Raw genomic sequence first — 24660 nt, 5'->3', positions numbered from 1 at the left:
TCATGGTGAACCCGATTCACGAAGAGGCAATGGAGCTCACGATCTGCCGTGCTCTTGCGGCGCAGGGATGGATCTGGAACGAAGGCGCGAACGATCGCGGCTTCGACCCGGAACTCGGGCTGTTCCCGGAAGACGTGCACCACTGGCTGGCCACGCAATACCCGCGCGAATACGAGCGCGCAATTCCCGTTGACGCAAGTGAGGTAGAGCAAAAATCGCGAGAGAGCAGGCTGCTCGGGCGGCTCGCGAAAGAGCTCGATCGGAAACCACGCCTCGATGGGATCACCAGGAAAGTCGACGGCGGGCTGCTTGGCACGTTGCGCGACGGATTCTCGTTCACACAGGCCGATCTCGGAACCGTAGCTTTTCCCGACATGGCGGGATTCTTTCCCTACGACCCTGCGAAAACAGACGCCGTAGAAAAAGCCCAGACGAACCGCCTTCGGGTGCTCCAACAAGTCCACTTCGAAAAGGGCAACGGGAGCGAAATCGACCTCGTTCTGCTCGTCAACGGCATCCCCGTTGTCACGATGGAGCTCAAAACCGACAACACCCAGTCGATCGACGACGCCGTCGCGCAATACCGCCGCGACCGAAAACCCAAAAAATCTTCGCGCCCGCTCTTGAATCCTGGTCGGTGCCTCGTGCATTTCGCAGTCTCCTCGAGCGAAGTCATGATGACCACCGAACTCAAGGGCAAAGACACCGTGTTCCTGCCCTTCAACCAAGGCACCGAAGAGGGCCGCGCAGGAAACCCCGCCAACCCCGAAGGGTACCGCGTCGCATATTTGTGGGAGAAAGTGTTCTCGCCCGATCTGCTGCTGCGAATCCTCAAGGACTACGCGCTCTGGGAACCCTCCTCCAAAGGCAACGACGGCAGGCTCGTATTCCCACGCTTTCACCAGTTGCGCTCAGTGGAACGCGTCACCGAAGACATGAGCAAAGGTGCCGCCGGAAGGCGCTACCTCATCCAGCACTCCGCCGGATCAGGCAAAACAAAAACCATCGCCTGGCTCGCCCACCGCGCCAACAAAATGCTGCACGAAGACGGCTCGAAGCTGTTCGACTGCGTCATCGTCGTCACCGACCGCACGTCACTCGACCGCAACGTCGCCGATGGTCTCTCGCTTTTGCAAGCCGCCGAAGGCATGGTCCAAAACATCACGAGTGACGACACCTCAAAATCGGAAAAGCTCCGCCACTACCTCACGCAAGGCAAGCGGATCCTCTCCACCACAATTCAAACCTTCCCCGCCCTCGCGAAGCTCATCGAAGACTCGCCGGCACTGCGCGGGCGCAGGTGGCTCTTGATCATCGACGAGGCCCACTCCTCGCAGCACGGCAAAGCCTCGCGCTCCCTCCTCGAAACGCTCTCGGACCTCCCTGGCGACGTCGCGGAAGCCGCGCGACGCGCTGCCGACGACGCCGCTGATGAGGGAGAGGAAAGCGACGGCGGCCTGACGCGCGTCGAAAAGGACTACCGCACTCGGCTCGAAGATTCGGCTGTCGCGAAAGCCACCAACATCACAATTGTGGCGTTCACTGCGACGCCGAAGGCGCGAACGCTCGCCGTTTTCGGCGAGAAAGATCCCGAGAACGTCGATCGGCGCTACCCGTTCGACCTGTACTCGATGGCGCAGGCCATCGACGAAAACTTCATCCTCGACGTTCTGCAGAACTACATCTCCCTCGATCTCTACGCGAGGATCGAAGACAAGCTTGGCCGCGAAGACGACGTCGTGCTGGGGGAGGCCACCGCTGCGCTCGTGCGGTTCGTGCGTTCGCACGAAAAGACCATTCATGCGAAGGCTGAAGTGGCAGTCGAACACTTCCACAACAACGTGCGACCCCTGCTCGGTTCAACCGCGAAGGCCATGGTCGTGTGCGACGACAGGATGGGCGCCTACACGTGGTTCAGGGCAGTGCAGGACGTCATCGCGAGTAATCCGAAGTACCAGGGGATGCAGGCCCTCGTCGCGTTCTCCCAGCCGCTCGACGTTTCCAAGGATCCCGACGTTGAGCAGATCGTCACCGAATCCTCGCTCAACAACGAGAACGCAGCCGACGGTTCCCGGCGCATGGAAACGACCAAGATGTTCGATGGGGACAGCTATAAATTCCTCATCGTCGCCAACAAGTTGGTGACCGGGTTCGACGAACCGCGACTCTCCGCGATGTACGTCGACAAGCCGCTCTCTGGAGTTCTGGCCGTGCAGACGCTCTCGCGGCTGAACCGCACGTTGCCCTCGAAGAATAAAACCAAAACCTACGTCGTGGACTTCGTGAACTCACCCGAAGCGATCCTCGGTGCATTCCAGCCTTACTATTCGCAAGCGACGATCGACACGAGCGTCGACCCGAACGCGCTGCCCGATCTCGGGCGGCTGCTCGACTCCTCGCCCTTTTACGACAGAGACGAAATGGAGGCGGTCGCGAACGTCATTCTCGATCGCGACATCGACGTGAGGCGCAAGGACTCGCTCCTTCAAGGCAGGATCGGCCCGATTGTGACGCGGTGGACGGACATGTACCACGCCGCCATCCTTAATGACGACGCTGACGCCAAAGCCATTACCACCGACTTCCGCGCAAACCTCGTGAAATACGTGCACGCGTGGGACTTCCTCAGCCAGTTCATCGACTTCCAAGAAGTCACGCTCCACAAGCGCGCAATATTCGCGGACATCCTCGCGCGCAACCTCAAACTCGGAAAACGCGCAGAAGCAGAAGACTTCGTGACCGGTGTTGACATCGTCGCCACCGCTGTCACAGGCGACGTCGAGCACGGCGAGTCTCTTGAGCTCGACATCGATGAAGCGCGCACGCCGCTTCCCGTTCCTGGCTTCGATGGGCGCGTGTCCTCCGGCAGTGAGAGTGATCCGCTCCAGGGAGCATTTCAGCTGGCAGTCGAGCAGGTGAATGAGCTGTTCGCTGCTGCGGGAATCGACATTTCGAATTCGACGAGTCGGCGCAACGTCGGTGCCGTGTGGGAGCGCCTCGCGGGCGATCACGAGGTTGAACAGCTTGCGAGCAAGAACTCGGAAAGTGCGCTCTCGAAATCCCACACAATGCGCCGAAAGGTCATCGAGGCACTCTTCAGCGTGGACAGCGACAACGAACAGTTCTCGCAAATGATGCAGGGGAGCGAGGACGCACTCGACATCTTCGTCAAGGGAATGTCGCGCCTCGCCGCCGCTGCAAATGAAGACAAGAAAAACGGTATTGAGCCGCGAGAAGGGGAATCCGCGGTCGAAAAGCGGCTTCGCGGACTCCTTGATGTTTTGCGCGAGAACACCGATGGCAGCATCGTGGAGGAAAAACTTGCGATGAAGCTCGATCAGGCGCTCACAACACGCGGCAGCACCAACGTGTTCGAGGTCCTCCGCGCTGAGTTCGTCGCGAACGCCCTGCCCGTTGACGGGGTGCTCTTCGAGCGCGTCGCGACGTACGCGATGCAGAACTACTAGGCGAATGATCCCGCGCGAGCGGTGAAACCTTGAGACCTAAAGTTTCACGAACGCCTCGGCGGTGACACTTTAGGCCCTAAGGTGTCACGCCCGCCCTACTCCGCGCGCTTCGCGAGCAGCTGCCCGAGCAGCTCCTTGACCTCTTCCGGATCGGCGATGCGGAAGCTCGCCGCGGTCTCGCCGCCGCCAACCTTGATCGTGAGGTCGCTATCGCTCGCGCGGTGGAACACGGATTCGTCGGTCACATCGTCGCCGAGGTAGAGCCACGCATCGCACGCGCACGCGCGGGCGAGAGCTTCGATCGCCTCGCCCTTCGTGGCGGGGATCACGGAGAACTCCACGACGGCCTTGCCGGGCGTGACCTTCGCGTGGCGAATCGAGCGCGCGTATTCCAGCGCTTCCTCAGTCGCGTTCGCGGCGCCGCGGCCCTTCGCATTGCGCGTGTGGAGCACGGCCGCGGTCGGCTTCTTCTCCACATCCGTGCCGGGGTACTTGCGGGAGATCCGCTGGAGGGCCGCCGTGATCGAGGCGAGCTGCGAGCGGCGCTCATCTGTCATCGAGAGCGACGACGAATCGAGAATTCCCGCATCCATGCTGTCGGGGAGCGCCCCAACCTCGGCGCCGTGCGAACCAATCAGCACAACCGAGCTCGGCATCTCCGTGAGCGAATCGAGATCTTCGAGGGAACGGCCCGACACGAGTGCGACGTTCGTGCCATCGAGGCCCGAAAGGGAACGAAGCGCCTGGAGCGACTCGGGAAGGGCACGCGCCTCGTCGCGGTTCTCCACGATTGGCGCGAGAACACCATCGAAATCTGAAGCGATCAGCACGCGCGGCGTGGCCGCAAAAGCCTCGAGTGCAGAATCGAGCTCAGCGCGAGGCGGGCAAGCGTCGGCACCGAGAATGGGGCGGGCCGGAGCCTTCCTGGCTTCCGCACCGCGATCCCCACCCACGCGCTCAAGCGCCTCGAGGAAGTCCGACGCCCACCGCTGCACATCGTGATCGAACACCTGGCGGCGAAGAGAGCGCATGTTGTCTTGCTGCTCCTCCTCGCTCATCGCGAGAGCGTGGAGAATCGCCGACTTGAGCTCGTCAATGTCGTGCGGGTTCACGAGGGTTGCGGCGCGCAGTTCGTCGGCGGCGCCCGTGAATTCCGACAGCACGAGAACGCCGCGCTCATCGATGCGGGAAGCCACATATTCCTTCGCCACGAGGTTCATGCCGTCGCGAAGGCTCGTCACGAGCACCACGTCCGCGCACATGTACAGCGCGGTCATGTCGGTGCGGGGGAACGTGCGGTGCATGTACGAGATGGCGGGGCGGCCAATCGGGGCGAAGTCACCGTTGAGGCGTCCGACGGTCAGCTCGATTTCATCGCGCAGCTGCTTGTAGGCATCGACTCTTTCGCGTGACGGGGTCGCGACCTGAATCATCGTGACCTCGTGCGGGTCGATCGCGCCGTCGTTGAGGAGCTCGCCGTAGGCCTTGAGGCGGTGGCGGATGCCCTTCGTGTAGTCGAGGCGGTCGACGCCGAGCACAACTTTCTTCGGGTTGCCGAGCTGCTCGCGAATTTCCTTCGCCCGCGCGAGCACGGCCGGGTCCTTCGTGAGCTCGTCGTACACGCTCACGTCAATGGAGATCGGGAAGCAGCGCGCTTCGACCGTCCGGTCGTCTTCAAGGCCGAGGCCCGGGACGATGATCTGGTGCTCGTTCGCGCGGTAGCCGAGCAGTTGGCGCACGCACGTCGTGAAGTTAATAGCGTCGCGCTCGCGCTGGAAGCCGAGCAGATCCGCGCCGAGAAGACCGCGCAGAACCGAGTCTCGCTTTGGCAGCTGCGCGAAAAGCTCGAACGGGGGGAAGGGGATGTGGTTGAACCAGCCGATCGTCACGTCCGGGCGGAGGCTACGGATCATCTCGGGAACCAGTTGTAGCTGGTAGTCGTGCACCCAGATCGTGCCGCCCTCAGCCGTTGCGGCGGCAGCGGCCTTCGCGAACTTCCGGTTCGCCTCGACGTAAACGTCCCACCACGTGCGGTGAAAGTTCGGGTCGGCGATCACGTCGTGGTAGAGCGGCCAAAGCGTGTCGTTCGAAAAACCCTCGTAGTACTTTTCGACCTCTTCGGCCGTGAGGGTCACGGGCACGAGATGCATGGTGTCGATGTCGAATGGATCGATGTCCTCATCTGCGCCGCCGGCCCAGCCAACCCACGCGGCCGATTCCGCGTTGCGCATGACCGACTCCATCGCGGTCACGAGACCGCCCGGGCTCGTGACCCACTCGGTCGAACCATCGGGGGCCGTTTTGCGATCGACCGGGAGGCGATTGGCGACGACAACGAGGGATGCGCGGGACATGATGCTCCTTTTCCGAGGCGCGTGCTTCACCTCCTGACGCTACCAATCCCGGATGGATGCTTATGTAAAGGCGTTCGTCTTTGCACCTGGACACGACCTCGGAGCCGCGGGGCCTCGACCTAGGGTTTTGGCCAACGAATGTCCCCTAGAGCAAGGAGTAGGCATGCGCGCACACGAGGCAGGAGCTCTTCACGGGAATGATCTCGTTCCCCAGTGGCTGCCCTATCCAAGCGACGTCAACCACCTCATCGAAGGGCTCTGGAGTGCGAACACGACACGCAACTCACGCGGAGAGGTCGAGGTCGCCGGCGTGAGCGTTCGTGAGATCAAGGAACGGTTCGGCACGCCCACGTTCGTGATCGACGAAGAAGATTTCCGCAACCGCGCCCGGCTTTTCCGTGACACGTTCGAGCGAGCTTTGCGCCGCTTGCCGGCGTGGACATGAGCTACGCGAGCAAGGCCTTCCTTTCGACCATGGTCGCGCGGTGGGTACGCGAGGAGGGGCTCGGGTTGGACGTGTGCTCGGGTGGGGAGCTCGCGATTGCGCTTCGCGCGGGGGCCGACGCCAGCCGCCTCACCTTCCACGGAAACAACAAGAGCGATGCTGAGCTCACCCTCGCCGTCGAGACCGGGGTCGGGCGCATCGTCATCGATTCTCTCGACGAGATCGAGCGCCTCAACGCCATTGCCGCTCGCCTAGGGACCTCCCAGCCGGTGCTGTTGCGCGTGACCTCGGGCGTTGAAGCCCACACACACACGAGTTCATCTCGACCGCGCACGAGGATCAGAAGTTTGGCATCTCGATCACGACGGGGGAGGCCCTCGAAGCGATCCGTCGCGTCGAGGCCGCGGACGCGCTCAGGCTCGAGGGCCTGCATTCGCACATCGGCTCGCAGATCTTCGACACGAATGGCTTCGAGGTAGCAGCGCGGCGCGTGCTCGCGCTCGCGAAGGAAGGGCGCGAGACGATCGGACGCCCGATCACCCACATCGTGCTCGGCGGCGGCTTCGGGGTGATGTACACGACCCAAAACACTCCCCGAACGGCCGAGCAATTGGCGGGGCAACTCGCTGCGATCGTCGAAAACTCCTGCCGCGCACTTGAGCTAGAGATCCCAAGGTTCGGCTTCGAACCTGGGCGCGCGATCGCCGGGCCTTCCACGCACACGCTCTACACGGTGGGAACACTCAAGGAAGTCGAGCTCGGCGCCGGGCAACAGCGCCTCTACGTGTCGATCGATGGCGGCATGAGCGACAACATCCGCACCGCCCTCTACGACGCCGACTACTCATGCCTGCTCTCAAACCGCACCTCCGACGTAGAGCCGCGCGTTGTGCGCGTCGTGGGCAAGCACTGTGAAAGTGGCGACATTGTCGTGAAAGATGAATACCTGCCCGGTGACGTGAAGCGAGGCGACCTCATCTCGGTACCCGTCACGGGGGCCTACTGCTACGCGCTCGCCTCCAACTACAACTGTGCGTTGAGGCCCGCCGTCGTCTCCGTGAAAGACGGCGAGGTGAGCGAGATGATCCGCCGCGAAACTCTCGAGGACCTGCTCGCGCGCGACCTGGGGTAACGGTAGGGGAGTGGGAAGTGTCGGGCCCTCGTCCCCGACACTCGCTACGCTTGAGGTGATGCACGCACGCGATAGGCCCGTGCGAGTGAGTAAGCGAAGCGCCGCGAGCACCACCGCGCGCAAGAGAGGGATGTGTGAGAATCGCGAGAGAACGCGTCACGGTGCAGCCGTGCGCGACGAGCGCCAACCTCGGCCCGGGCTTCGACAGCCTCGCCCTCGCTCTCGAGCTTCGTGACCGTTACACGCTTGAGGTCACCACCGGGGAAACCGAGGTCACCATTCGTGGCGAGGGAGCCGGCGAGCTGCCCACCGACGATACCAATCTCATCGTGCGCACGCTGCGCGAAAGCCTCGAATGGGTGGGCGCGCCCCAGATCGGCGTGCGGCTTACGTGCACGAACGTCATTCCCCAGGGCGCGGGGCTCGGCTCGAGCGCCGCGGCGATCGTGGGCGGCATTGCCCTCGCGAGAGCCATAATTCAGGAACCGAATGCGCTCGACGAACGCGCAATGCTCGAGATCGCAACATCGATCGAGGGGCATCCCGATAGTGTCGCCGCCGTTATCCACGGCGGCGTGTGCCTTAGCTATATGGATGGCGAAAATCCCCACACCGTGCGCGTGCGCGTCGCCAATGCTGCCGACGGTCGACCCGTTCTGCGCCCCCTCATCATGTGCCCGAACCGCACGCTTGCGACCACCACGGCTCGCGCGATACTGAGCCCCGAGGTGCGCCGCCGGGACGCGACCCACAACATCGCCCGTGCCGCTCTTCTCGTGCACGCTCTTGCGGAGGATCCCTCACGCCTGTTCGCGGCTACGGCAGACCGCCTCCACCAGGATGGACGCAGCGCCCATATGCCTCAGAGCGTGGGTCTCGTCCACGTGCTGCGATCGCAGGGTGTCCCCGCCGTGATTTCGGGGGCGGGGCCGACGGTGCTGATCCCTCTCGACGCACCGGACGACATCGCGCGCATCGTCCGCGAAGTCGTCGAAGAGCCCGACGACTGGCGCCTGGCGCGCGTGCCGCTTGCACAAGAGGGCATTCACACTGTGTTATCGTGAGGTTGCTCGGCCACGCGAACGTGGCCCCGCCCTCGTTGAAGGCTGGCAAACCGCCCCGCGCAAAGCCACAATCCTTCCCTCGGCGGTAGGCGCTCGCAGAAGAGAACCTCTCATGGTGGTCGAGCATTCCTCACACCGACCGGTGCCCCTATTTCGGCGTGAAGCACACGAGCCTCCCGCCCCAGTGCCCGAGTGCGCGTTTTCCCCCGAAAAAGCACGGTCATCTCACGAAACTGAGTACAACCACGGGACACACACCTCAGAAAGGACCCCGGGTGAACGACAACTACACCGACGCCGCCGAACTTTCGGCAAAGAGGCTCCCTGAGCTTCAGGCCATCGCGACTTCCATGGGCATCCGCGGCGTGCGCAAGCTCCGCAAAGGCGAGCTGATCGAGGCAATCCGTACGGGCAAGGCACCGTCGGCCCCCGCCGCACGTGCCGCCAAAGCGAGCGTCGCCGAGAACGCAGGCGCGGCCGAAGCTGCCCCCGCAAACGCCGAGAGCAACACGAGCACTGAGCAGGCAGAGAAGCCCGCGCGTTCCCGCAAGGTCGCGGAGCAAGAACCGAGCGAGGGGCGCGGATCGAACCGTGAAAACCGCTCTGCCGAGGAGCACGACGACAATGAGCGCGGCGAGCGCCGCGACCGCCGCCGCAGTGAACGCCCCCGCCGCGTTGAAGACATCGAGCTTCCCGATTCAGAAACCACGCGCGATCGCCGCAAGGGGGAGCGCCCCGATCGCCGCGAGCGCGGCAACGATAAAGGGCGCGATACCAAGCAGGGCGACCAGAAGAACCGCGATGGCGAAGGCCGCCGCGACGGTCGCAACAACCGCTCCGGCAACGACAGCGACGACAACAACAACGATCGCCGTAGCCGCCGCTCGCGCGGACGAGACCGCAACCGCAACCGCAACCGTCGCGACAACGACAATAACGGCGAGCCGCAGATCCACGAAGACGACGTCCTCGTCAAGGTCGCGGGCATTCTCGACATTCGCGACAACTACGCGTTTGTGCGCACGACCGGCTACCTGCCCGGCCCGAGCGACATTTACGTGTCGATGAACCAGGTGCGCAAGTACGGCCTGCGCAAGGGCGATGCGATCGTCGGCCAGGTCAAGGCGCCGAAGGATGGCGAGGAACAGCAGCGCCAGCAGGATTTCCACCACGGTGGTGGAGGCCGCGGGCGCGGGCGCAACAACAACCGCCACTCGAAGTTTGCGGCGCTCGTAAGCGTCGACACCGTCAACGGAATGACTCCCGAGAAGGCTAAGGCGCGCGTCGAGTTCAACAAGCTCACGCCGCTGTACCCCGATACGCGTCTTCGCCTCGAGAACAAGGCCACGAATTTCACGCCGCGCATCATCGACCTCGTTGCCCCTGTTGGCAAGGGCCAGCGTGGCCTCATCGTCGCGCCCCCGAAGGCGGGTAAGACCATCATCCTCCAGCAGGTCGCCGATGCGATCACGCAGAACAATCCCGAGGTTCATCTCATGGTTGTTCTCGTGGACGAGCGCCCCGAGGAAGTTACCGACATGCAGCGCACGGTCAAGGGTGAGGTCATCGCCTCGACCTTCGATCGCCCCGCCGACGACCACACGACCGTCGCCGAGCTCGCGATTGAGCGCGCGAAGCGCCTCGTGGAAATGGGGCGCGACGTCGTCGTGCTCCTCGACTCGATCACGCGCCTTGGCCGCGCCTACAACCTCGCGGCCCCCGCCTCGGGCCGGATCCTCTCCGGTGGTGTCGATTCCTCGGCGCTCTACCCGCCTAAGCGTTTCTTTGGCGCGGCTCGCAACGTCGAAAATGGCGGCTCGCTCACGATCCTTGCCACAGCCCTCGTGGACACGGGGTCGAAGATGGACGAAGTGATCTTCGAAGAGTTCAAGGGCACCGGCAACTGGGAGCTCAAGCTCGACCGCAAGCTCGCTGAGCGCCGCATCTTCCCGGCCGTTGACGTCAACGCCTCGGGAACGCGTCGCGAAGAAGAGCTCATGGGCAACGAAGAGCTCGCCATTATGTGGAAGCTCCGCCGCGTGCTCGGCCAGCTCGAACAGCAGCAGGCGATCGAGCTTCTCCTCGAGCGCCTCAAGAAATCGCAGTCGAACAGCGAATTCCTTCTCGCCGTTTCGAAGACGACCCCGAGCGTTCCTCGCCAGAGCGAATAGCCCCGCTCCGAGCGGGGTCTGTAAGCAGAGTTACAGGCAGCGCACTGGAGCTAGCAGTCCCATTCGTGGGAAACTAAACGACGGTTCTGGTTCACGGCCCGCATCCCGGCGCCGACCCAGCGGCCATGATCGAAAAGGAGACATCACATGAAGAAGGGGATTCACCCCGAATACGTGGAGACCACGGTGACCTGCACCTGTGGCAACACGTTCGTGACGCGCAGCACGAAAGCCGACGGAAAGATCAACTCCGAAGTGTGCTCGGCTTGCCACCCGTTCTACACCGGTAAGCAGAAGATTCTTGACACCGGTGGCCGCGTGGCCCGCTTCGAAGCGCGCTACGGCAAGCGCAAGAAGTAGCTTTTCAAAGCGGCGTCGGCACCCCGCCTCCATGTGGGATGCCGGCGCCGCTTTCGCGTACGCGAAACCACTACGTCCGCCTCATTACGCCAAGAAAGACCCTCATGTTTGAGAACGTGTCCTCGCTCGTTGACGAATACTCGGCCCTCGAGCAGCAAATGGCCGACCCGTCCCTCCATAATGACCACAACAAGGCCAAGCGAGTGGGGCGCCGCTACGCCGAACTCGGGCCCGTGGTCAGCACGTACCGCGAATGGCTCACGGCGGGCGAGGATCTCGAAACCGCTCGCGAATTCGCTGAAGAGGATCCCTCGATGGCGGAGGAAGCTCACGCTCTCGAACGCACGCGTGAGGAGCTCACGGCGAAGCTCGAAGAGCTGCTTGCCCCGCGTGACCCCAATGATGCTCGTGACGTGATCCTCGAGGTCAAGGCCGGTGCAGGTGGCGATGAGTCCGCGCTCTTTGCCGCGGATCTCGTGCGCATGTACGAGGCGTACGCGACGAAGAATGGCTGGAGCACCGAAATCATCACGGAGACCGAATCGGATCTCGGTGGCTACAAAGACCTCGCGATGTCGATCCGCACGCGAGGCAACGTCGGCCCCGCGGAAGGCGTGTGGGCTCACCTCAAGTACGAAGGCGGTGTGCACCGTGTGCAGCGCGTGCCCGTGACCGAGTCGCAGGGGCGCATTCACACCTCGGCCGTCGGTGTCCTCGTCGTCCCCGAAGCCGATGAGGCCGATGAAGACGAGTTCCTCGCCGAACAGCTCCACCCGAACAATCTTCGCATCGACGTCTACCGTTCCTCCGGCCCCGGTGGCCAGAGCGTGAATACGACCGACTCGGCCGTTCGCATTACACACCTGCCTACGGGACTCGTCGTGAGCTGCCAGAACGAAAAGAGCCAGCTCCAAAATAAGGAGCAGGCGATGCGCATCCTCCGCTCGCGCCTGCTCGATGCCGTGCACGCTGAGCAAGAAGCGGAAGCATCCGCGACGCGCCGCTCCCAGGTGCGCACCGTGGACCGCTCCGAGCGCATCCGGACCTACAACTTCCCCGAAAATCGCATCGCCGATCACCGCACCGGGTACAAGGCGAATAACCTCGACCAGGTGCTCAATGGCGAACTCGATCCCGTCGTCAAATCGCTCATGGATGCCGATCGCGAAGCGATGCTCGCCGCTGCGGGCTCGAACGAGTAAGAGCACGTGAACGAACACTGTGCCCCCGCTGCACACAACGGCCTGAGCGTTTCGCAGCGAGTGGCGCTCGCACGCCGAGGAGCACGCGCGCGGCTTCACGCGGCCGGCATCGCTTCAGCCGAAGCCGAAGCGCGGCTCATCGTTCTCCATGCAGCGCAGGCCGAGACTTCCCTCGTGCTCCTTGACCGGCTCCCCGAGACCTTCGAGGCTGACGTCGACGCGATCCTCGCGCGACGCGAAAGGCGCGAGCCCCTTCAGCTGATCCTCGGTCAAGCCCCCTTTCGGCACCTCACACTCGAGACCGCCCGCGGCGTGTTCATCCCGCGGCCCGAGACCGAAACGGCACTCGATATTGCCCACGACTGGGTGCGCGAGGAAGGCCGGCGAGCGTCGGACCCACTGCACGCTCTCGATGCCTGCACCGGAAGTGGAACCCTCGCCGCAGCACTCCTTGACGAATTCCCTGCCGCCCGCGTGAGTGCGTTCGACGTGAACTCGCGTGCCGTGGAACTTGCGCAGCGCAACTGCGCCGTATCCGGGCCGGGGCGCTTCCGCGTTTTTCACGCCGAACTGCCCACCGGTCTCACTGGGCTCGACGGTTTCATCGACATGCACATTCCTGATCGTCCGCTCGACCTCGTCCTCGCGAACCCGCCCTATATCCCCGCGCGCGCGATTCCCGCCGAGGCCGAGGTGCGCGAGTACGACCCGCACGAGGCGTTGTTCGGGGGAGGGGAGAGTGGCCTCGACGTTCCTCGCGCCGTGATCAACCTTGCCGCGCGCGTGCTGCGGCCACGAGGCCTGCTCATCATGGAGCACGACGAAAGCCAGGGGGCGCCGACGCGGGCCCTCGCCGCAGAGACACAGAGTTTTGACACGATTGAGACCACGCGCGACCTCACGGGACGCGACCGCTTCCTCGTGGCGCGCGCAGCACAACAAGTGAGAGAATGACGCACGTGAGCGTATACGACTACACCGACGAATCCACGCGTGACGAAGCCCTTGAGGCTGCTGCCACCGCGGTCAAGGATGGCAAACTGATCGTTTTGCCGACCGACACCGTGTACGGCATCGGCGCCGACGCCTTTAATGAAGACGCCGTACAGGCGCTCCTCGACGCGAAGGGGCGAGGCCGCGAATTCCCGCCGCCCGTACTCATCGGCGACCCGAATGTCATGCACGCGCTCGGGTTCGATATTCCGCCGATCATCGAAGACCTCGTCGAAGAATACTGGCCTGGCGCGCTCACGGTGATCGTTAAAGCCCAGCCGTCTTTGCACTGGGACCTCGGCAACACCAAAGGCACCGTCGCGTTGCGGATGCCCGATCACGAGGCCGCAATTGCACTGCTCAAGAAAACGGGACCGCTCGCCGTTTCGAGCGCGAACAAGCACGGCGGCGATGCCGCCAAGAGCGTCATGGATGCGGCCGTGCAACTCGGCGATGCGGTTGAGGTCTACGTCGATGGCGGCAAGAGTCGCATCGGCGAGTCCTCCACGATCATCGACGCGACCGTGAATCCGCCTGAGATTCTCCGTCGCGGCGCACTGAGCGAAGAGGAGATCGTCGCGAAGTTCGGCGAGATTTTCACCCCCGAAAAACCCGCACGACCCGAAGACGAACAAGAAGGCGAGGGGGCCGAGGCACCCCAAGAACAGTCACCTGCCGGCGAGGATAAGGCTGACGCTTGAGGGTTTACCTCTTTCTCCTGCTCATCGCCGCGGCCGTCACCTATCTCGTGACGCCCGCGGCGCGCGTCGTTGCACGACGCATCGGCGCAATGACCGCCGTGCGCGAACGCGACGTGCACAGGGACGTGACACCGCGCCTCGGCGGAGTAGCGATGTTCGCGGGGGTCGCGGTCGCGATGCTTCTTGCCTCGAACGTGCCCTTCCTCGAACCGATCTTTCGGGGCTCGTTCAAGGTGTGGTCGATCCTCATCGCAGGTGGACTCATATGCCTGCTTGGCGGCCTCGACGACAAATTCGACCTCGACTGGCTGACGAAGCTCGCCGGTCAAGTGCTCATCGCGCTCTTCGTTGCCTCGCAAGGAGTGCAACTCACGACCCTCCCGATCGGTGGCCTCACGCTCATTTCCGCTCGCTCATCGCTCATCTTGACCGTCATCGTGATTGTGGCAGCGATGAACGCCGTGAACTTCATCGATGGGCTCGACGGCCTCGCCTCCGGAGTCATGGCGATCGGCGGATTGGCCTTCTTCATTTACGCCTACCTCCTCACGCGAGACGTATCCTCCACCGACTACTCCTCGATGGCGGCTCTCATCACTGCGGTCATGATCGGGGCGTGCCTTGGGTTCCTGCCTCACAACTTTTCGAAAGCGCGCATCTTCATGGGGGATTCGGGAGCGCTCTTTCTCGGTCTTTTGTTGGTCTCGGCAACCATCGCCGTCACGGGCCAGGTCGATCCGGCGCGCCTTGCCCCCGCCGATGCCTTTGGCCAGCTTCTCCCGATCCTCATGCCCGTGGGCGTGATGATCCTTCCAGCTCTCGATATGGTGCTCGCGGTTGTCCGGCGCGTGGGAAGTGGAAAATCGCCGTTTCACGCCGACCGTCGGCACCTGCACCACCGCCTTTTGAACCTGGGGCACTCAAAACTCGGCGCTGTTCTCATCATGTACACGTGGACGGCACTCGTGTCGCTGTGCCTGCTCGCACCCGTGTTCTTCGAAGCGAAGACCGCCGCGTTTATTTGGATCGGCTCGCTCGTCGTCGCTATAGTCGTGACGCTTGACCCCCTGCGAGCGCTCCACCGTGCTCGCCGCAACCAAGACGTGGAGAAAACCGCATGAGCACCGCAGAAAAGAACCGCGCGTACAACAACGCACTGGTGCAAAAAGCGATCGTGAGCGCGGTGATCGTGGGGGCCGTCATCGCTGCCGTCGTTGTGCTCGTTGCCTGGATCGGCTTCGATTCGCTCGCCCGCAACGGCGCGATCGTCGGTGCTCTCCTGTCTCTCGTGGTGACGCTGCCAGCGCTCATCGTCGCGTACTGGGGTATCGCCCAAAGCCCGCTCATCATGCTCGGAACGGTTGCGTGCACGTGGGGAGGCAAAATGCTTGCTCTCATCCTGTGCCTCATCCTGCTCAAAGGGGAGACATGGCTCTCAATGCAGTGGGTGGGGATTGCGCTTCTCTTCGGCGCTGTCGCCCCGATTGCGGTCGAAGGAGCGCTGCTCGCGCGAACACGACCGAAAATTGAGGTGTAAGAGGCACCGAACTGAGTCAAAGGTCCGCCTTGTCCTCTGTTATATTGATTCAGAATGCTGAGCGAATAGCGGCGCAGTCTGCACAGGTGCTGAATGCACCTGCATGGCGTGCAAACCGCCTCGACCAGATCGTCCCGTGCCCGTGGCGCGCAAAACGCGCGCCGACAACTCTGGAGTAAGAGCAGTTGATTCCTAGCGAAACTTCGCGCCTTGTCGCTGAAGGTGGGCTGGATTTTCATACCCCTTCCCTCGCCGACTTTTTCCCCGATGCGATTCTCTTTGCGGGCACCCCGTTTGAGTTCAACCGCGTGCAGCTCATTCGCCTCATCGTGGTCGTGGGATGCCTCGCGATCACGTACGCGATCGCCTCACGCGCCAAGGTTGTGCCGGGGCGCATCCAAAGCATCTTTGAGATCTTCATGGGCTTCATTCGCGACAACGCGATCGAGCCCGTCCTTGGTAAGGCAAAGGGGCGCCGCTTCGCTCCCATGCTCTACACGCTCTTCTTCCTCATCCTCGCGATGAACCTTGCCGGCGTGACCCCGGGCCTCAACCTCGCGGGCACCTCCGTGATCGGCATGCCATTCCTGCTGGCGATGTGGACCTTCGGCACCTACGTGTACTGCGGCATGAAGCAGCACGGCTTCCTCGGCTACTTCAAGCACGAAACCATGCCTCCGGGCGTGCCGAAGCCTGTGTACATCCTGCTCGCCCCGATCGAGTTCCTCCAGCTCGCCGTCGTGCGCTGGTTCTCGCTCACCGTGCGTCTTCTCGCCAACATGGTCGCGGGCCACATGATGCTCGTCGTGTTCATCTCCCTCTCGCAAGCGCTCCTGTTCTCAGGGACATGGCTCATTGCCGCGACCCCCTTCGCGGGGGCTTTCGCACTTGGCATTTTCGGCTTCGAAATCTTCGTTGCCCTTCTGCAGGCCTTCATCTTCACAGTGCTTTCCGCCGTGTACATCAACATGGCGACGAGCGAAAGCCACTAAGGCGTCTAGATTTTTCCGATTTTCCACCCCGAGCTTCGGCTCACAACCGAAACCCTGCCCGGCAATGCGGCAGAAAACTGAAAGGAATACCCTCGTGGGCACCACCATCCTCGCTGAAATCAACGGCAACCTCTCCTCGCTCAGCTACGGCATCGCCGCTTTCGGCCCGGCCCTCGGCCTCGGCCTAATCGGTGCTAAGACCGTCGAGTCGATGGCGCGCCAGCCCGAGATCCGCGGTTCGCTCCAGACCACGATGCTTATCGCCATGGCGTTCGTCGAGATCATCGCGCTCCTCGCGGTTGTGACCGGCCTCCTCTTCTCCTGAGGTTAATTCCGAATGTATCTGGCAAGTGGAGAAGGAGAGGTCAGCAAGTACGCCTTGCTGATCCCCGAGGTTCCCGAAATTGTTTGGAGCGCCGGCTTCATCCTCATCTTTGCCTTCGCATTTATGAAGTTCGTGCTCCCGAAGATGAACGAGGTTCTCGACGAGCGAGCAGCGAAGATCGAGGGAGGAATCCGTAAGGCGGAGGAGGCCCAGTACGAGGCCGATCGTCTCAAGGCAATGCAGGAAAGCGAACTCGCCTCTGCACGCCGTGAAGCCGCAGAGATGCGCGAGAAGGCCCGCGAAGAGGGCGCTCGCATCATCGAAGAGGCACGTACGCGCGCAAGCCTCGAGACCGAACGCATGATCGGGCTCGGCAAGCAGCAGATCGAAGCTGAACAGGCGCAGGCAAGCGCCGAGCTTCGCGGTGAGGTTGGCTCGCTTGCGAGTACCCTCGCCTCGAAGATCGTTGGCGAATCGCTCACCGATGATGAGCGTTCGCGCCGCGTGATCGATCGGTTCCTCGACGAGCTCGAATCGTCGACGGCGGCGAAGTAAGGAAGGCACAGCACATGCGCGGAGTTTCCGCCAAGTCGCTCCAGAGCGTGCTACGGCGCGCAGGGGAGTCCACCTCGGCGAACACCCCCAGCACCGAAATCGCGAGCGAGCTCTTCGAAGCCGTGCGCGTCATTGACTCGAGCAACCAGCTCGTGCGCCTCTTGAGCGACCCCGGTCGTGATGAGGACCTTAAAGCCGATGTCGTGCGGCGCCTTTTTGGCGGCCGCGTGAGCGAGGCCGCTCTCGAGGTTCTTCTTGAGGCCTCGCGGTGCACGTGGTCCGAGCAAAACCATCTCCTCGAGGGCATCGAGTTCGCGGGTGTTTCGCTCGTTCTCGACGAAGCTCGAGGGCGCGGCACGGCGCACGCCGTTGAAGAAGAACTCTTCCAGGTGGCGCGCCTCGTCGAGGACACCCCGGAGCTGTCTGAAGCATTCGACTCCAAGCGCGACGACGTTTCGGCGCGCGTAGGGATCATCGAACGTCTTCTGGGCGGCAAGGTGGATAAGGCGACCGTCTCACTTGCCGCGCAAGCGGTGAGCTTCGAGCCCGAAGCCAAGGTTCCCGCCCGTCTGCTCGAGTTCGCGAACTTCGCGAGCGCCGAACGCGACCGCCGCTCCGGCGTCGTCACGAGCGCGATCGCGTTGAGCCCCGAGCAGCAGGAACGCCTCACGCGCATCCTCTCCGCCCGTTACGGCGGCGAGCTGAGCCTGAATTACGAGATCGACCCGAGCGTGATTGGCGGCCTCCGCATCACCATCGGCGACGACCTCTACGACGCCACGATCTTCGGCCGTGTTCGCGATGTTCGCGAACGCATTTCCGCCTAAGAATCACCAACGAGAACACGTATCACCCCTCCCGGTACCACCGGGAATGACCAAGAAGGAAGCGGAGCGCGATGGCCGAGCTCACCATTCGTCCCGAAGACATCCGGGACGCTCTCGACACTGCGGTGTCGAATTACCAGCCCCAGAACGCAGGTCGCGAAGAAATCGGCCGCGTCACCGAATCAGCAGACGGCATTGCACGCGTCTCGGGCCTGCCGAACCTCATGGCAAACGAACTCGTGCGCTTCGAGGACGGCACGCTTGGCCTCGCTCTTAACCTCGAACTTCGCGAGGTCGGCGTCGTTGTGCTCGGTGAATTCACCGGCATCGAGGAAGGGCAGGAGGTGCGCCGCACCGGGGAGGTCCTTTCGGTTCCCGTTGGCGACGGCTACCTCGGCCGCGTCGTTGACCCGATGGGCCGCCCGATCGACGGCCTTGGCGAGATCGCGACGACCGGCCGCCGCGCCCTCGAACTTCAGGCCCCCAGCGTTATGCAGCGCAAGAGCGTGAAGGAGCCTCTCCAGACCGGCATCAAGGCCATTGACTCGATGACCCCGATCGGTCGAGGCCAGCGTCAGCTCATCATCGGCGACCGCCAGACCGGTAAGACCACGATCGCGGTCGATACGATCCTCAACCAGAAGGCTAACTGGGAATCGGGCGACCCCGAACAGCAGGTGCGCTGCATCTACGTCGCCGTCGGCCAGAAGGGCTCGACGATCGCTTCAGTGCGTGCGACCCTCGAGGAAAACGGCGCGCTCGAATACACGACCATCGTTGCGGCCCCAGCTTCTGATCCGGCCGGCTTCAAGTACATCGCGCCCTACGCGGGCTCGGCGATCGGCCAGCATTGGATGTATGAAGGCAAGCACGTCCTCATCGTGTTCGACGACCTGTCGAAGCAGGCCGAGGCCTACCGCGCCGTGTCGCTTCTTCTTCGCCGTCCGCCGGGCCGCGAGGCATACCCGGGCGATGTCTTCTTCCTCCACTCGCGTCTGCTCGAGCGCTGCGCAAAGCTCTCGGACGACATGGGCGGCGGCTCGATGACCGGTCTCCCCATCATCGAAACGAAGGCAAACGACGTCTCGGCGTACATTCCGACCAACGTCATTTCGATCACCGACGGTCAGTGCTTCCTCCAGTCGGATCTGTTCAACGCGAACCAGCGCCCCGCCGTGGACGTCGGCATCTCGGTGTCGCGCGTCGGCGGCTCGGCCCAGACCAAGGCCATGAAGGGCGTCTCCGGTACCCTCAAGATTTCGCTCGCGCAGTACCGCGACCTCGAGGCGTTCGCGATGTTCGCCTCGGATCTCGATGCCGCTTCGAAGCAGCAGCTTGCGCGCGGTGCTCGCCTGACCGAGCTCCTCAAGCAGGGCCAGGCCAACCCCATGCCCATGGAGGAACAGGTCGTGTCGATCTGGGCCGGCACGCGCGGCAAGCTCGACGACATCGAGGTTGACGAGATCCTCGAGTTCGAAGAGCGCCTGCACGAATTCCTGCGCCACAACGGCACGATCCTCGAAACGATCCGCGAGAGCAAGAAGTTCTCCCCGGAGACCGAAGCGGAACTCGAGACCGTGATCGAAAACGTCAAGCGCGACTACTTCGCTGCGAAGCAGAAGGACGCCGTGTACGACAACACCGGCGTGATCGAAGACGAGGACATCGAGCAAGAGTCGATCCTGAAGTCCTCCAAGTAGTGGCGGATGTTCGAGAAATAGAACGTTAGTCACGAGGGAGAGATATGGGAGCCCAGCAAAGGGAATACAAGAAGCGGATCGGCTCCGCGAAGGGCATGAAGAAAATCTTCCAGGCCCAGGAAATGATCGCGGCTGCCCGAATCTCGAAGGCACACGCACGCGTGCAGGCCACGACCCCGTACGCGAAAGCGATTACGGACGCGATTGCCTCGGTCGTCCAGCACGCGGAGGAGACGAACCACCCGTTCCTCGAAGCGGACCGCACGTTCTCCAACCGCGTCGGTGTTCTCCTCATTACCTCGGATCGCGGCATGGCCGGTTCCTACTCGCCAAGCGCGATCCGCGAGGCCGAACACCTCACGAATAAGCTGCGCGAAGAGGGCAAGCAGCCGGTCCTGTACGTCGTTGGCCGCAAGGGCGATTCGTACTACCGCTTCCGCAACCGTCCCGCTGAAAAATCGTGGATCGGTGTCAAAGAGGAAGACCTTCCGAAGCTCGGTCGTGAAATCTCGGCACTTTTCCGCGAGGCACTCCTTGCGGAAGAGATCGAGGAGCACCTCGATGAGCTGTACGTCGTGGGGCACCGGTTCACGAATCGTTTCCGCCAGGATGTGAACGTCGTGCGCCTCGTCCCGCTTCAGCTGAGTGCCGACGGTGCCGAGAGCCGGTTGACCCGCCAGTACCCGCTGTATGAGTACACGCCGAGCGCCGATGAGGTGTTCGAGCAGCTCGTGCCGCGGTACGTTGAATCGCGCATCATCAATATCCTTCTGCAGTCGATCGCGTCGGAGCACGCGAGCAGGCAGAAGGCGATGAAGACCGCGACCGACAATGCGGAAACGCAGATTCAGAAGTTCACTCGCCTTGCGAACTCCGCTCGCCAGGCCGAGATCACGCAAGAAATTACGGAGATCGTGGGCGGAGCGGACGCCCTCAATGCCTCCGGCAGGAAAGAACGCTGAGCGAGAAAGCACATTTGGAGTAGAAGAATGACCATCACCGAAAACGCCCCGGCTCAGACCGAGGCTAGCGCCGCCATCGGTCGTGTCGCTCGCGTGACCGGCGCCGTTGTCGACGTCGAATTCCCCGCGGGCCAGATCCCCGACATGTACAACGCGCTCGTCACCGAGATCGAGCTGCCCACTGGCGACGAGGACGGTGGCTCAGCCACCCAGACCCTCACGCTTGAGGTTGCCCAGCACCTCGGCGACGGCATGGTGCGAGGAATCGCCCTCAAGCCGACCGACGGCCTCGTGCGCGGTCAGGCCGTGCGCGACACGGGCGCGCCAATCTCCGTCCCCGTTGGCGACTTCACCCTCGGGCGCGTGTTCGACGTTGTCGGCAACGTGCTCAACGGAGAAGAGGGCGAGAAGTTCGAGATCAACGAACGCTGGCCCATTCACCGCAAGGCCCCGAACTTCGATCAGCTCGAGTCGAAGACCCAGATGTTCGAGACCGGCATCAAGTCGATCGACCTGCTGACGCCCTACGTGCAGGGCGGCAAGATTGGTCTGTTCGGCGGCGCCGGCGTGGGCAAGACCGTTCTCATCCAGGAAATGATTTACCGCGTGGCGAACAACCACGACGGTGTCTCGGTGTTCGCAGGTGTCGGTGAACGTACCCGTGAAGGTTGGGACCTCATCGAGGAAATGACCGAATCGGGCGTGATCGAGAAGACCGCCCTTGTGTTCGGCCAGATGGACGAGCCGCCGGGCACGCGCCTTCGCGTGGCACTTTCGGCGCTGACGATGGCGGAGTACTTCCGTGACGTCCAGAACCAGGACGTGCTCCTGTTCATCGACAACATCTTCCGCTTCACGCAGGCGGGCTCCGAGGTGTCGACGCTGCTCGGCCGTATGCCGTCGGCAGTGGGTTACCAGCCGAACCTCGCGGACGAGATGGGCGTGCTCCAGGAGCGCATTACCTCGACCCGCGGCCACTCGATTACGTCGATGCAGGCGATTTACGTTCCCGCTGACGACTACACCGACCCGGCTCCGGCCACGACCTTCGCGCACCTTGACGCAACGACCGAGCTGAGCCGTGAGATCGCCTCGCGTGGTCTGTACCCCGCGATCGATCCGCTCGCCTCGACCTCGCGCATCCTTGACCCGCGCTACATCGGGCAGGATCACTACGATGTTGCGGTTCGCGTCAAGCAGATTCTCCAGCGCAACAAGGAGCTTCAGGACATCATCGCGATGCTCGGTGTCGATGAGCTTTCCGAAGAGGACAAGGTCATCGTGGCGCGCGCACGCCGCATCCAGCAGTTCCTTTCGCAGAACACCCACATGGCGAAGCAGTTCACCGGCGTCGACGGTTCGGACGTTCCGCTGCGCGACACCATCGAAGGCTTCAAGGGCATTTGCGACGGCGAGTTTGACCACATCGCCGAGCAGGCGTTCTTCAACGTCGGTGGTATCGACGATGTGCTTCGTAACTGGGACCGCATCCAGAAGGAAACCTCGAAGTGAGCGCCATGAAGGTCAACTTCGTGTCGGCCGAGGGCAGCATCTGGGAAGGCGAAGCCGAGTACGTTTCGGTGTTCGCCATCGACGGCGCGATGGGCATCATGGCCGGCATGGAACCCCACCTTGCGCTCCTGAGCGAGGGCCCCGTGGTGATTACCGAAGTCGGCGGAGCGAAGCACGAGTTCCAGGTCACGGGCGGTTTCTGCTCCGTTGATGCGGAAGTCGTGAACGTCGTTGCCGACGAGGTTCTCACCGAGGAGGCGGCCCGCGAGGCGGCTCTTGCACGCTCTACTCCGTCATCAGAGCTCGAAGGAGAGGCCGAGACCGACTAAGGGTCTTTCCTCCTCTCCGTGAAAAGCGGCCCCGCCAGCGCACCGTGTGCGCGGCGGGGCCGCTTTCCTGTGCCGTGTTTCCACGCGGTCGAATGCCGCGGTGCGAGAACGAAAGGAACGGGGCCGCTTAGGAGGCGTCGGAACTCCACCACTCACCCGCATGCATGACCCGTTCAGGCTCGAGCCCCTCGGCGCTCACGAGCGCGAGGTCAGCGCGGGCACCTTCACAAATCTCGCCGATGTCGTGGCGGCCGAGGACGCGCGCGGGGGTCGCGGTTGCGGCGAGAACTGCGCGCTCGAGCGACACGCCTGCCTCGAAATGGGCGAAGCGTACGACATCGAGCAGGTGGGCGGTGCCTCCCGCGATCGCGCCGCCTTCGGTGAGGGTCGCGACGCCGTCTTTGACCGTGACGGGAAGCGAGCCGAGAACGTAGTCACCGTCGGCCATCCCCGTCGCGGCCATCGCGTCGGTGATGAGCATGATGTGCCCGTCGGTGATGAGATCGAACGTGTACCGCACGGTGTCGGCGGAGGTGTGGACGCCGTCGGCGATGAGCTCGGCGACGACCGTGCCGGCGGCGGCCTGGTCGATCGCGGCGAATGCAGGACCGGCATCCCGGTGATGGATGGGGCGCATCGCGTTGAACAGGTGGGTGGCGGTTGGCTTCGTGGAACGGGCGACGGGGCCGACGCTTGCGAGCTCCTCGTGTGCCTTCTGGATTGCGGTGACCATCTGTTCACCCGTGCAGTCCGTGTGGCCGTAGCTCGGGAGGGCTCCGCGCGCGATCAGGGCCCGGGACACGCTGCCATCGAGGTCCGCTTCGGGGGCGATCGTCATCGTCGCGATCGTGCCGCCTCCCGCTTCAAGGAGCGCGAGAGTGCGCGCGGCGTCCCCCTCAGCGATGAACTGGGGGTCGTGAGCGCCCTTGCGGGCGTGGGAGATGAAAGGGCCCTCGAGGTGGATTCCCGCCAGTTCGCCGGCCTCGACGAGAGACCGTAGCGCGTGCACCCTCGACATGAGCGTGTCCTGCGCGGCCGTCACGAGTGAGGCAACGATGCTCGTCGTGCCGTGGGCGCGGTGCTCCGCGATCGCCGGCGCCGCTTGCGCCGGGTCCTCGGTATCGGGGAAGGAGAATCCGCCACCGCCGTGGCAGTGGATGTCCACGAGCCCCGGGAAAATGAGGCCATCGTGGCGCACGTGCTCATAGGCCTTGAGGTCCGAGGGGAGTGCGCTCTCGGGCCCCGCGTACGTGATTGTGTCGCCGTCGATAAGGATCGAGGCTTCGGAAAGGAAAGAGCCGGAGATAAAAGCGGTGCCGTCGATGCGTTGCGTCATTTAGAAGAGCCTCATTTCGGAGTTGTCGATTCCACGCAGTTCGTCGTAATCAAGGGTGAGGCATTCGAAGCCGCGGTCCTTCGCGAGGGTGCGTGCTTGCGGCTTGATTTCCTGTGCTGCAAACATGCCCGTCACGGGGGCGAGGAGCGGATCGCGATTGAGGAGTTCGACGTACCGGGTGAGCTGCTCAACGCCGTCGATCTCACCGCGGCGCTTGATTTCGATCGCGACCGTGCCGCCTTCGGGGTTCTTCGCGAGAATGTCGACGGGCCCAATCGCGGTGGGGTATTCGCGGCGCACGAGCTTCCACCCTTCACCGATGCTCGCCATATTTTCGGCAAGAAGCGCTTGAAGATGCGCCTCGACTCCGGCCTTTTCGAGCCCTGGGTCGATGCCCAAGTCGCGGCTCATTTCCTCAATGATCTCGAATACCGTGATTTCGAGACTGTCGCCGGTCTTCTTATGCGTGACCTTCCACGTTTCGAGTGCATCCTCCGCCTCTGCGGGCTCGATTGTGAGGGTGCACGGAGGGGCCATCCAGTTGAGGGGCTTGTAGCTGCCGCCGTCGGAGTGCACGAGCACGCTTCCGTCGGCTTTCACCATGAGGAGCCGGGGGGCCCGCGCGAGGTGCGCCGTTAGCCGCCCGACGTAATTGACAGAACATTCCGCTAGAACTAATCGCACTGGTAAAGACTA

General features: G+C 63.1%; 20 protein-coding genes and 1 pseudogene. 18 read left to right on the top strand and 3 right to left on the bottom strand.

Translation table 11 applies throughout. From position 1 onward, the window contains the following. The first annotated feature begins 2 nt into the window (after nt 1–2). A complete protein-coding gene (locus tag E6X30_RS02285) occupies nt 3–3467 on the top strand; it encodes a type I restriction endonuclease (protein ID WP_316335663.1) in 3465 nt (1154 codons plus the stop codon). 95 nt (nt 3468–3562) lie between these two features. On the opposite strand, the gene E6X30_RS02280 is transcribed toward E6X30_RS02285, so the two are convergent. Continuing rightward, nucleotides 3563–5821 carry a bifunctional alpha,alpha-trehalose-phosphate synthase (UDP-forming)/trehalose-phosphatase gene (locus E6X30_RS02280; RefSeq protein WP_316335662.1) on the bottom strand — a complete coding sequence of 753 codons (2259 nt, stop codon included), beginning with the start codon at nt 5819–5821 and terminating at the stop codon, nt 3563–3565. 163 nt (nt 5822–5984) lie between these two features. Here E6X30_RS02280 and lysA point away from each other — a divergent pair. The 17 genes and pseudogenes from lysA to E6X30_RS02195 all read left to right on the top strand — a co-directional run bounded on the left by lysA (nt 5985) and on the right by E6X30_RS02195 (nt 22628). Then, nucleotides 5985–7398: pseudogene (lysA, locus tag E6X30_RS02275) on the top strand (diaminopimelate decarboxylase). A 134-nt stretch (nt 7399–7532) separates the two neighbouring features. Continuing rightward, a complete protein-coding gene (thrB, locus tag E6X30_RS02270) occupies nt 7533–8462 on the top strand; it encodes a homoserine kinase (RefSeq protein WP_316335661.1) in 930 nt (309 codons plus the stop codon). A gap of 275 nt (nt 8463–8737) precedes the next feature. Then, nucleotides 8738–10633 carry a transcription termination factor Rho gene (gene rho / locus E6X30_RS02265; protein WP_316335660.1) on the top strand — a complete coding sequence of 632 codons (1896 nt, stop codon included), beginning with the start codon at nt 8738–8740 and terminating at the stop codon, nt 10631–10633. A 147-nt stretch (nt 10634–10780) separates the two neighbouring features. Continuing rightward, complete coding sequence (rpmE, locus tag E6X30_RS02260) at nt 10781–10993, top strand: 50S ribosomal protein L31 (protein ID WP_016664822.1); 213 nt, start codon at nt 10781–10783, stop codon at nt 10991–10993. Between the two features lie 104 nt (nt 10994–11097). Further along, nucleotides 11098–12195, top strand: a complete 1098-nt coding sequence (gene prfA / locus E6X30_RS02255) for a peptide chain release factor 1 (protein WP_034373636.1) — start codon at nt 11098–11100, stop codon at nt 12193–12195. Nucleotides 12196–12201: 6 nt separating this feature from the next. Continuing rightward, nucleotides 12202–13149: a peptide chain release factor N(5)-glutamine methyltransferase gene (gene prmC, locus E6X30_RS02250; protein ID WP_316335659.1), complete on the top strand. Its 948-nt coding sequence runs from the start codon at nt 12202–12204 to the stop codon at nt 13147–13149. After that, complete coding sequence (locus E6X30_RS02245) at nt 13146–13889, top strand: L-threonylcarbamoyladenylate synthase (protein WP_259893197.1); 744 nt, start codon at nt 13146–13148, stop codon at nt 13887–13889. The genes prmC and E6X30_RS02245 overlap by 4 nt, the downstream gene beginning before the upstream one ends. Continuing rightward, entirely contained in the window at nt 13886–15010 is a 1125-nt protein-coding gene (locus E6X30_RS02240) for a glycosyltransferase family 4 protein (protein WP_101686272.1), read from the top strand. Before E6X30_RS02245 ends, E6X30_RS02240 begins: the two co-directional genes overlap by 4 nt. Beyond that, entirely contained in the window at nt 15007–15426 is a 420-nt protein-coding gene (locus E6X30_RS02235) for a hypothetical protein (RefSeq protein ID WP_101686273.1), read from the top strand. Before E6X30_RS02240 ends, E6X30_RS02235 begins: the two co-directional genes overlap by 4 nt. Nucleotides 15427–15611: 185 nt before the next feature. After that, complete coding sequence (atpB, locus tag E6X30_RS02230) at nt 15612–16418, top strand: F0F1 ATP synthase subunit A (RefSeq protein WP_316335658.1); 807 nt, start codon at nt 15612–15614, stop codon at nt 16416–16418. 94 nt (nt 16419–16512) lie between these two features. Next, entirely contained in the window at nt 16513–16743 is a 231-nt protein-coding gene (atpE, locus tag E6X30_RS02225; RefSeq protein WP_016664815.1) for an ATP synthase F0 subunit C, read from the top strand. A 12-nt stretch (nt 16744–16755) separates the two neighbouring features. Then, nucleotides 16756–17298, top strand: a complete 543-nt coding sequence (locus E6X30_RS02220; RefSeq protein WP_316335657.1) for a F0F1 ATP synthase subunit B — start codon at nt 16756–16758, stop codon at nt 17296–17298. A 14-nt stretch (nt 17299–17312) separates the two neighbouring features. Then, on the top strand, nt 17313–18125 hold the full coding sequence (locus tag E6X30_RS02215; RefSeq protein WP_316335656.1) for a F0F1 ATP synthase subunit delta: 813 nt from the start codon (nt 17313–17315) through the stop codon (nt 18123–18125). 71 nt (nt 18126–18196) lie between these two features. Further along, nucleotides 18197–19825, top strand: coding sequence for a F0F1 ATP synthase subunit alpha (atpA, locus tag E6X30_RS02210; RefSeq protein WP_316335655.1), 1629 nt, complete (start codon nt 18197–18199; stop codon nt 19823–19825). A 44-nt stretch (nt 19826–19869) separates the two neighbouring features. Further along, entirely contained in the window at nt 19870–20787 is a 918-nt protein-coding gene (locus E6X30_RS02205) for a F0F1 ATP synthase subunit gamma (RefSeq protein WP_316335654.1), read from the top strand. Between the two features lie 27 nt (nt 20788–20814). Next, nucleotides 20815–22299, top strand: a complete 1485-nt coding sequence (atpD, locus tag E6X30_RS02200) for a F0F1 ATP synthase subunit beta (protein ID WP_016664810.1) — start codon at nt 20815–20817, stop codon at nt 22297–22299. Nucleotides 22300–22304: 5 nt separating this feature from the next. Next, entirely contained in the window at nt 22305–22628 is a 324-nt protein-coding gene (locus E6X30_RS02195; RefSeq protein ID WP_070436287.1) for a F0F1 ATP synthase subunit epsilon, read from the top strand. A 127-nt stretch (nt 22629–22755) separates the two neighbouring features. Here E6X30_RS02195 and E6X30_RS02190 read toward each other — a convergent pair whose 3' ends face one another. Both E6X30_RS02190 and nucS read right to left on the bottom strand, forming a co-directional pair. Further along, complete coding sequence (locus E6X30_RS02190) at nt 22756–23964, bottom strand: N-acetylglucosamine-6-phosphate deacetylase (RefSeq protein ID WP_070458329.1); 1209 nt, start codon at nt 23962–23964, stop codon at nt 22756–22758. Next, nucleotides 23965–24648: an endonuclease NucS gene (nucS, locus tag E6X30_RS02185; protein WP_259911934.1), complete on the bottom strand. Its 684-nt coding sequence runs from the start codon at nt 24646–24648 to the stop codon at nt 23965–23967. Nucleotides 24649–24660: the final 12 nt, after the last annotated feature.

The organism is Dermabacter sp., assembly GCF_032550575.1.
Lineage (GTDB): Bacteria > Actinomycetota > Actinomycetes > Actinomycetales > Dermabacteraceae > Dermabacter > Dermabacter hominis.
Note: the sequence above shows the minus strand (reverse complement) of the source record. Positions and strands in the feature narration are given on the sequence as shown.